This window comes from Pseudarthrobacter leeuwenhoeki (assembly GCF_055412885.1).
Window position 1 is genome coordinate 1 of the sequence record NZ_JBVAYY010000031.1, and the last position, 7,885, is coordinate 7,885.

The 7,885-nt window shown below is 66.3% G+C and carries 8 protein-coding genes; 2 read left to right on the top strand and 6 right to left on the bottom strand.

Annotated elements, in window-relative coordinates; translation table 11 throughout:
* The first annotated feature begins 202 nt into the window (after positions 1–202).
* Together ACZYX4_RS17370 and ACZYX4_RS17375 are read left to right on the top strand one after the other, a co-directional pair.
* The gene (locus ACZYX4_RS17370; protein ID WP_463878281.1) at positions 203–1,447 is read left to right on the top strand and encodes a molybdopterin-dependent oxidoreductase; all 1,245 of its coding nucleotides are present in this window, start codon (positions 203–205) and stop codon (positions 1,445–1,447) included.
* A complete protein-coding gene (locus ACZYX4_RS17375; protein ID WP_463878284.1) occupies positions 1,444–1,896 on the top strand; it encodes a hypothetical protein in 453 nt (150 codons plus the stop codon). Before ACZYX4_RS17370 ends, ACZYX4_RS17375 begins: the two co-directional genes overlap by 4 nt.
* Positions 1,897–2,075: 179 nt before the next feature.
* Here ACZYX4_RS17375 and ACZYX4_RS17380 read toward each other — a convergent pair whose 3' ends face one another.
* The 6 genes from ACZYX4_RS17380 to ACZYX4_RS17405 are packed head-to-tail and all read right to left on the bottom strand — an operon-like array spanning position 2,076 to position 7,625.
* Positions 2,076–3,137, bottom strand: a complete 1,062-nt coding sequence (locus tag ACZYX4_RS17380; protein ID WP_463878287.1) for an NAD-dependent epimerase/dehydratase family protein — start codon at positions 3,135–3,137, stop codon at positions 2,076–2,078.
* Positions 3,134–4,015, bottom strand: a complete 882-nt coding sequence (locus ACZYX4_RS17385; protein ID WP_463878290.1) for an MTAP family purine nucleoside phosphorylase — start codon at positions 4,013–4,015, stop codon at positions 3,134–3,136. The genes ACZYX4_RS17380 and ACZYX4_RS17385 overlap by 4 nt, the downstream gene beginning before the upstream one ends.
* A gap of 52 nt (positions 4,016–4,067) precedes the next feature.
* Entirely contained in the window at positions 4,068–5,546 is a 1,479-nt protein-coding gene (locus tag ACZYX4_RS17390) for a glycosyltransferase family 87 protein (RefSeq protein ID WP_463878292.1), read from the bottom strand.
* Positions 5,543–6,232: a methyltransferase domain-containing protein gene (locus tag ACZYX4_RS17395; RefSeq protein WP_463878295.1), complete on the bottom strand. Its 690-nt coding sequence runs from the start codon at positions 6,230–6,232 to the stop codon at positions 5,543–5,545. The genes ACZYX4_RS17390 and ACZYX4_RS17395 overlap by 4 nt, the downstream gene beginning before the upstream one ends.
* 11 nt (positions 6,233–6,243) lie before the next feature.
* Positions 6,244–6,912, bottom strand: a complete 669-nt coding sequence (locus ACZYX4_RS17400; protein ID WP_463878298.1) for a TIGR04282 family arsenosugar biosynthesis glycosyltransferase — start codon at positions 6,910–6,912, stop codon at positions 6,244–6,246.
* 17 nt (positions 6,913–6,929) lie between these two features.
* Positions 6,930–7,625, bottom strand: coding sequence for a glycosyltransferase family 2 protein (locus ACZYX4_RS17405; RefSeq protein WP_463878300.1), 696 nt, complete (start codon positions 7,623–7,625; stop codon positions 6,930–6,932).
* Between the last annotated feature and the right edge of the window lie 260 nt (positions 7,626–7,885).

The window sequence follows — 7,885 nt, forward strand, 5'->3', positions numbered from 1 at the left end:
CGCCGCCGGGCTGCTGAACAAAACCTTCAACACCGACGCCGTGAAAGCCGACATGCTCGTCGGCATCGCCAAGATCACCGTCAACACCAAGTAACACCCACCAGGAATAACCGAGAACGCCACGGACCTTGGGGTCCGTGGTGTTTCGGTTCGGCGGTTAGAGTGGTCGCTGGCGGCCACGGAATGGTGAAGTGATCCAGACATGCAGAAGCTTGACGGGCAGAAGATCACCGAGGCGTTGGCGGCCAAGTTTGCCTCGCCGACACGCAGCACACGTCTGACCGTTGTCCTGGGCCGCTGGCTTGGGATCACCTTCAGCATCTGTTTTCTCACCGGCCTTTTCAGCCACGGACTTCAGAATCCGCCCTCCTGGATGTTCTTTCCCACCAGCCCCGTGTGGATCTACCAGCTCACTCAGGGACTGCACGTGACGGCCGGTATCGCCGCGATCCCGCTGCTGCTGGCCAAGCTCTGGTCGGTATACCCGGAACTGCTGACATGGCCGCCGGTTAGGTCCTTGGTACACGGCCTCGAGCGGGCCTCCATTGCCCTGTTCATCGCCTCATCGCTGCTGCAGTTGACCACCGGCCTGATCAATACCTACAAGTGGTATCCGTGGCCGTTTCCGTTTCGCGAGACCCACTACTGGCTGGCCTGGGTGATTTGGGGCTCGCTCCTGCTGCATTTGGCTGTCAAACTCCCGGTCATTGCGGCTAACTGGCGTCGGCGATCATCAAGGGGGCTCGCTGTCGGCGGGCCTGCCGCGCCCGATAGCGCCGCTGCCGAGGTCGAGCCCGATAGCGCCGCTGCCGAGGTCGAGCCCGCTTCCGACGCCGGCTCGGCACGTCCCGGACGCTGGTCCCGGCGGGCGTTCTTGACGGCGGTCGCGGCCGCGACCGGAGCCGTCGTTGTAACGACGGCGGGACAGTCGTTCTCCTGGCTCGCACCGGCCAACCTGTTCGCCCCACGCAAAATGGGGGAAGGTCCCCAAGGGGTGCCGGTGAACCGGACCGCGGCTGATGCCAAGGTGACGGACCTTGCGATGTCCTCGACTTGGGCGCTCATGGTCCGCTCGGGGGATTCCAGCAGGTCCTTCACTCTGGATAAGCTCCGGGCAATGCCCCAGTACAGCCACGAACTGCCGATCGCGTGCGTTGAGGGGTGGAGCCAGATGGCTACCTGGCGGGGCGTCCGCGTTCAGGACCTGCTCGCAGCCGTCGGCGCCCCCGCAGGTTCTGAACTCAAGTTCACCAGCCTGGAGCCGGAAGGCGCCTACCGCACGATGAACATGCCGGCTGAGTACTCCCGGGACGAGAAGACGCTGGTGGCCCTTGAACTCAACGGCTCGGTCCTCGATCTGGACCATGGCTACCCGGCTAGAATCATCGCCCCCGGCCGTCCCGGAGTGCTGCAGACCAAGTGGTTGCACAGCGTGGAGGTGCTGTGAAAACGTCCTGGACTGTCAAAGCCGCCCGGGGAGCGCTTGGGGTCACGGGCGTGGCGATTCTGGTCTATGGGCTGCTGGGGCTGCCCACCCAACTGGGTCCGTCGCAGCTGATCGGCCTGTTGACATGGATGGCCGTTGCCATCCTCATACACGACGGCGTCATTGTGCCACTCTCCACCGTTGCCGGGGCAGGCCTGACCCGGGCCGGCGCGAAACTCCAACCCGCGTCCGCGGCCGTCCTCCGCGGTGCCCTGCTCACCGGCGCCCTGGTGACCCTGCTGGCAGGGATCCTGCTCAAGGCCCAGTCCGCGGCGCAATCCGCCACGGTCCTGGAAGCCGACTACGCCGGGAACCTGGTGTGGTTCTGGGTAGTCCTGGCCCTGACCTCCACTGCGACCATCGTTGTCCTGGAGCGCCGGGCCCGCCGGTCAGTGACCATCAGGCTCTGACCGGGGCAGCGGGATTACAAGACCGCTGTCAACACGCGCTCTCTTCATCAAGAAAATCTGCCCGTGCACTAAGCGGGAGGCACAACCGCCGGACCCCGGTCCTTGGGGGTCCGGGGGTCCTGTAATAGAAGCTTGCCTCAGTCGGGCGTTGGGAACCCCTTGTCGCCCTGCCTGTTTGGTCAGGCCGGTTCGCCGCGCAGGGGAGCGGTGGCAAACTCGCGCATGCCTTCGTCAAACCCCACTTCCGGGGCCCAGCCGAGTTCGGCTTTGATCAGTTCCGAAGACGCCGTGACGTGGCGGACGTCGCCGAGCCGGTATTCGCCGGTCACTACCGGCGGCGGACCTGCGCTGAAGGTGCTCAATGCCGCCGCGACTTCACCGATCGTGCGTACCTCGTCCGCACCGACGTTGTAGGCCCGGAATCCCGGGGTGCCGGGGCTGGACAGTGACTCTGTCGCGGCGATGTTCGCCGCTGCGACATCCCGGACATGGATAAAGCTGCGCCGCTGGCCGCCGTCTTCGAACACGCGCGGAGCCGTGCCACGGGCCAGCGCCGAACGGAACAAGGACGCGACTCCGGCGTACGGGGTGTCCCTGGGCATCCTTGGACCATAGACGTTGTGATAGCGCAGGGCGATGGCCGATCCGCCGGTGCTCCGGGCCCACGAGGCGGCAAGATATTCCTGGCACAATTTCGAGGTGGCATAGACGTTCCGGGGATCCAGGGCCGCGTCCTCGGTGACCATGGCCGGGACAAGGACTGCCCCGGATGCCGGGTCGCGGGGATCGTAAATACCGGCGCGCAGGTCAGCCTCGGCGCGGGGCCCGGGCCGGACGGGAAGCCCGGTCCGGGGATCGGCATACGCGCCCTCGCCGTAGACCACCATCGAGGAGGCCAGGACCAGGCGCGTGATGCTGTGGCGTTCCATGGCGGCCAGGAGGATGGCCGTGGCGTAGTCGTTGTTGCGGATGTAGTCCGGTGCGTCGGCGAAGCTGACGCCCAGTCCGACCTTCGCGCTCTGGTGGCAGACCGTATCGACACCCCGTAATGCCGAATCGACCGTGGCCGGGTCCGTGACATCGCCGGTCAGGAGTTCCACCTGCGGGCCAAAGACGGGCGGCGCGGAATGAAGTCCGGGGTCCAATGAGTCGAGGACGCGCACTGACCAGCCTTTGGCAAGGGCGGCATCGACGATGTGGGAACCGATGAACCCGGCACCTCCGGTGATGAGGAGTTTCATCTGGCGTCCGCCATGTCCCGGATGGCCGGGAGTGCCATGATCCGGCGTACCGCTTCCTGATCCATCAGCGGCCGGGCGCGGTAGCTCTCACTGATGGCGGCGACAGTCGCTTCAAGAACGGCCAGGACACTGTGCTGGGCATTCTTTAGCCGGGCGAAGACGGCGTCGGCGGTGACCGGTTCCGAGCCGTCGTGTCCGGTATCGGAATCGGTGATGAACGCCAAATTGGCGAAACCCATGTTGAGCTCGGCGGCCAGCAGGGGTTCGGGGTACTGGGTCATGCTGATGATGTCAGCACCGCCGGTGACGTACCAGGCGGACTCGGCCTTCGTGGAGAATCGTGGTCCGTTGATCACGACCACCGTTCCCTGCGGGACGTAGGCGATGTTGTGTGCTTCAAGGGCGGCAGCCACGTGCGCACGCAGGGTGGGGCAGAAAGGTTCTGAGGCTGGCAGGTGCTGGACACCGGCGGGCGGGACGCCGTCAACGACGGTCCCGTCGAAAAAGGTGTCCGCGCGTCCCCAGCTGCGGTCGATGAGCTGGTCCGTCACCACGAACGTGTCGGGGCCGAAGCCTTCCCTGAGGCCGCCCACGGCCGAGGAGGAAAGGATGGCTTCGACGCCGAGGCTCTTAAGCGCCCATAGGTTGGCGCGGTAGTTGATTTTTTGGGGCGGAAGTGAATGTTTTCCGCCGTGGCGGGGGAGGAAGGCCACGGTGCGTCCGCCGACGTCGGCAAGAGTCACGGGACCAGAGGGTGGACCGTACGGGGTGTAAACGTCGATGGTGGCCAGGATCGCCGATCCGGGGAGCTGGTAGGTTCCGGAACCGCCGATGATGCCGATGCGTGCCTGTGGCGTGCCGGTGGGTGCTGTGTTCATGGTGCAATCATGTCATTCGGGGTCGGCGGGGTGCGGGGAAGGGGGGCTCCGGTCACGGGGTCGTCCCCGCAGCAACCGGCGTCGGGGACTCGAGGCCGGCGAGGGCTGCCAGCTGAAGTTCTTTACGGCGCCGCGACCAGACACCGGCTGCGACGGCGCCGACGGCGAGAAGCAGTGCCGTTTGGTGCAGCGGAAGGCCGAAGGGGTCCTTGGCGGGAAGCATGTAGATGGTGTCCAGGGCAAGGATGACGGCGACGTATTCCCAGCGCCGGCTCAGGACAATGAACGGCAACAGCATAAGCGCATACCAAGGATAGTTGGGGCTGATGATCAGCAGCGTCAGTCCAATCATGAGGGTCTGGTGCTCCCAGACATTCCCGGTCCGGGTCCGCCGCAGCACGAAGAGCGCGACGACGGCCAGCGCCGCGGCGCTGAGCATTGGCGGCCAGGCTCCGGTGGAGAGAAGTTGCGCAAGCCCGAAGCGGGTCCCGCCGCCCTGGCTATAGCCCTCCTCCTTGAGGTAGCCGGGAAGAAAGCCCAGTACTCCGGCCCCGGCAGCGGCCAGATAGGGCACGTATAGGATGACGAAAGTTGCCAGCGCCGCGGCAATGAACCGGGCCGGGCGCCGGAACAACAAAGCAGGGGCGGCGATGACCGGAATGAGTTTCGTGGCCACGGCGGCCCCGAACACCATCCCGGAGCGCAGCGGTTTGCCTCCGGTCAGCAGCATTCCGGCGGCCAGGATCAGGGCACCACCGAGCAGATCAACATGGGCATTGTTCACGGCTTCCAGCTGCACGAATGGGCTCCAGCCCCAGACTGCGGCGAGGTGAAGGGGCAGGCCGCGTTTGGCCAGGGCACCGAGCAGCAGCAGCGTCACGGCCACGCTGATGAGCAGGCCTCCGAGCTGGAAAGGCAGGTATCCAACCGAGTCCGGGACGAAGGCCCGCACCCCGAAGAAGTAGATCTCTGCCGTGGGCGGATAGATCGTGGGCACGTGCGGCCGGTTAATGGCCGTGCACACCGGACTTCCCGACGGGTAGCCGAAGGCCGGGACGGATTCCGTCCCGAACAAGTCCTTGGCGCACACGGGCCTGCCCCCGTCGCCGGTGGCACCGGGGGCGAACAGCCAGTCCGGCCGCAGATCGGCGAGGGTCTCATCGACGGGCACGTACGAGTAGGGGGAGATGCCCGCCTTTTGGGCAATCCCGTCCCAGGCGTACCGGGCGGAATCGTTACTAGTCCGCGGCGGAGCGCTGACGGCAACCAGGCCCAACAGCACAGTGCCCGCGATGATGACGGCACCCACGCGGCGTCCGGGGACGCGCCGGAGGGGACTGACAGCCCCAAGGAGGACACACCAGGACAGGAAGGTGCCGACAATGGGTGCAGATTCGAAGGGGTTGTGGGGGACGACCATCCACCACAGCAAGCCCGCCAGGATCATTACCAGCGCCGTCAGCGTGGCGGCCAGCCTGAGGATGGAGCGTTGCGCGCCGTCGGTCGGCGGCGAAGGTTCAGCGACGGTCACACTGCGGTCCTGTCTGGCCCGGTGCAGGGTGAGAGCCGGCAAAAGACGCGGCCCTGTAGTCGTTGAACGGAGGCTATGGTCCATTCACTGCGCTGCGCCCGGGACGCGAGACCCACGCTTCCCGTCCGTGCCCAGCGGAATGGTTCGCTCTGGTTTCCGCTCGAGTCCTCCAGCACGGCGGAGTAGACGGTGTCCAGGTCCTCGTCGGCCTCCACTTCGACCAGGAGAGTCCCGCGCGGAGCGATGAGCTGGCCGCAGCGGAGCAGCAGGGACGTGATGCTTCCGCCGATGCCGATGTTTCCGTCGAGCAGAATGATTGATTGCCAAAGGCCGGTCTGCGGTACCGGAGCGAATACCGATTGTTCCAGGGCCCTGGCGCCGCGGGCGCGCGCCCGGCGGACCGCCTCCGGGCTGGTATCGATCCCCAGCGCGGGAAGGCCCATTCGCTGGGCGGCAGCCAGAAGTCTGCCCGGTCCGCAGCCGATGTCCAGAACCGGTCCCTGAAGACTCTGCAGGAGCGAACGTTCGAGCAGGGTTGCTTCCCCACACCAACTTTGGACGTCGAAGTCCACTGGGGCTGCCGTATGGTCAATGTCCGGACGAAGGGTCAGGGTACCGGATCCGTCCGCCAGCGCCCTGGCGTAGGGCTCCGCGTGGCCTTGGCCGAAGTGAGTGGCTGATGCCACGCCGGTGGCCGTCACGGCAGGACACCGGTAAGGGGCAATGAGTCCTGAAGGCCCTGGGCTGCGTCATGGACAGCGTGCGCGAACGTGGTTCCCGGTATCGCGGAGGCGATGTTGAGCGCATCGCTGAAGTGGTCCATATCCGCCAGTTCATCCAGCGTCCCGACACTGAGGCCCTGGGCCAGCAGGCGGGCAAGCTGCCGTGCCCCGGTCGTGTGAGTGGACATCGGCACTCCCCGGATCAGGGCCCCGTCGGGGCGGCGCAGCGCGAGGGCCCAGAATCCCCCGTCCGTGGCCGGGCCGATCCAGGCGTCATGACCTGGAGCACCCATGGACCAGTCGTGAAGGAGCGGCGCCACGTGGTCAGCCGAGAACTGCGGAGTGTCCATGCCGATGATGAGCAGCGGACCGGTGGCCGCGTCGCAGATGGCGGCGAGCCGTTCATCCAGCCCTCCGGTTGTCTGCGGTACGAAGGTGAAGCCTGCGGCGTCCGCCGCAGCCGGTGTTCCGTCCATGACCAGCACCCGGTTCCGTACCGGGAGGAGCCGGACCGTATCCAGGGTCCGGCTCAGGCTTAACTGGGCCAGGGCGGCGGCCCATTCGGGGCTCAGCGGAGGGCTCATCCGGGTCTTCACACGGCCCGGCAGGCACTCTTTGGCGATGACGGCCACTGTAAGATCCATGCTCTTGCTCATAACCGTCATTCGCTGCCGGGAGTCTTCCGGACCGGTCCGGAAGACGAAGCCGCCGCGGCAGACTTGAGCTGGACGGACATATCCCGAACCGCCGTCACCGTTCCGCGCACCGTTCCGGTCACCTTGGACTTGCCGGTGCGGGGGGCATACGGGACGGGCATCTCCAAGATCCTCCACTGGCGCAGACTCGCCTTCAGGAACATCTCCAGCGGGTAGCCGCTGCGGCGGTCCTCCAGCCCGAGGGACAGCAACTCAACGCGTCGCGCTGCCCGCATCGGTCCAAGGTCGGTCACGCGTTCCCCGGTCAGGCGCCGGAGCCGCCAAGCCAGGACGACGTTGGCGATCCGGGCATGCACGGGCCAGGAGCCGCGCTGCGGTTGGCGACTGCCCAGCACCAGATCCGCTGTGCCGCTGACGACGGGGGCGACCAGCCCCGGCAGCTGCGCTGGGTCGAGCGACCCGTCGCAATCGCAGAACGCGACGAACTCCGCAGTCGCCGCGACCAGGCCGGCATGGGCGGCTGCTCCAAACCCCTGCCGACCCTCATGGATCACGAGCGCGCCCAGGCTCGCTGCGAGCTCGGCGGAACCGTCCGTGGAACCATTGTCGACAACGATGGCCCGGTACCCTTCCGGCATGCGGGACAGCACCCACGGCAGGGCGCCGCGTTCGTTCAAACACGGCAGAACGACATCAACCATGGCTCCAGTCATGTAAAACGCCTCTCAAGATATGGTTCCCGCAGCGGCGCTTCGCCCGGGATTCCCTACGGTACGCGAACAGAAAAGTGCCACGGACCCCAAAGGAGGAGCCGTGGCACTTCCCGCCGGTGCAGACCATGCGTCCGGCAGGTATTCCTGGTGGGTGTTACTTGGTGTTGACGGTGATCTTGGCGATGCCGACGAGCATGTCGGCTTTCACGGCGTCGGTGTTGAAGGTTTTGTTCAGCAGCCCGGCGGCG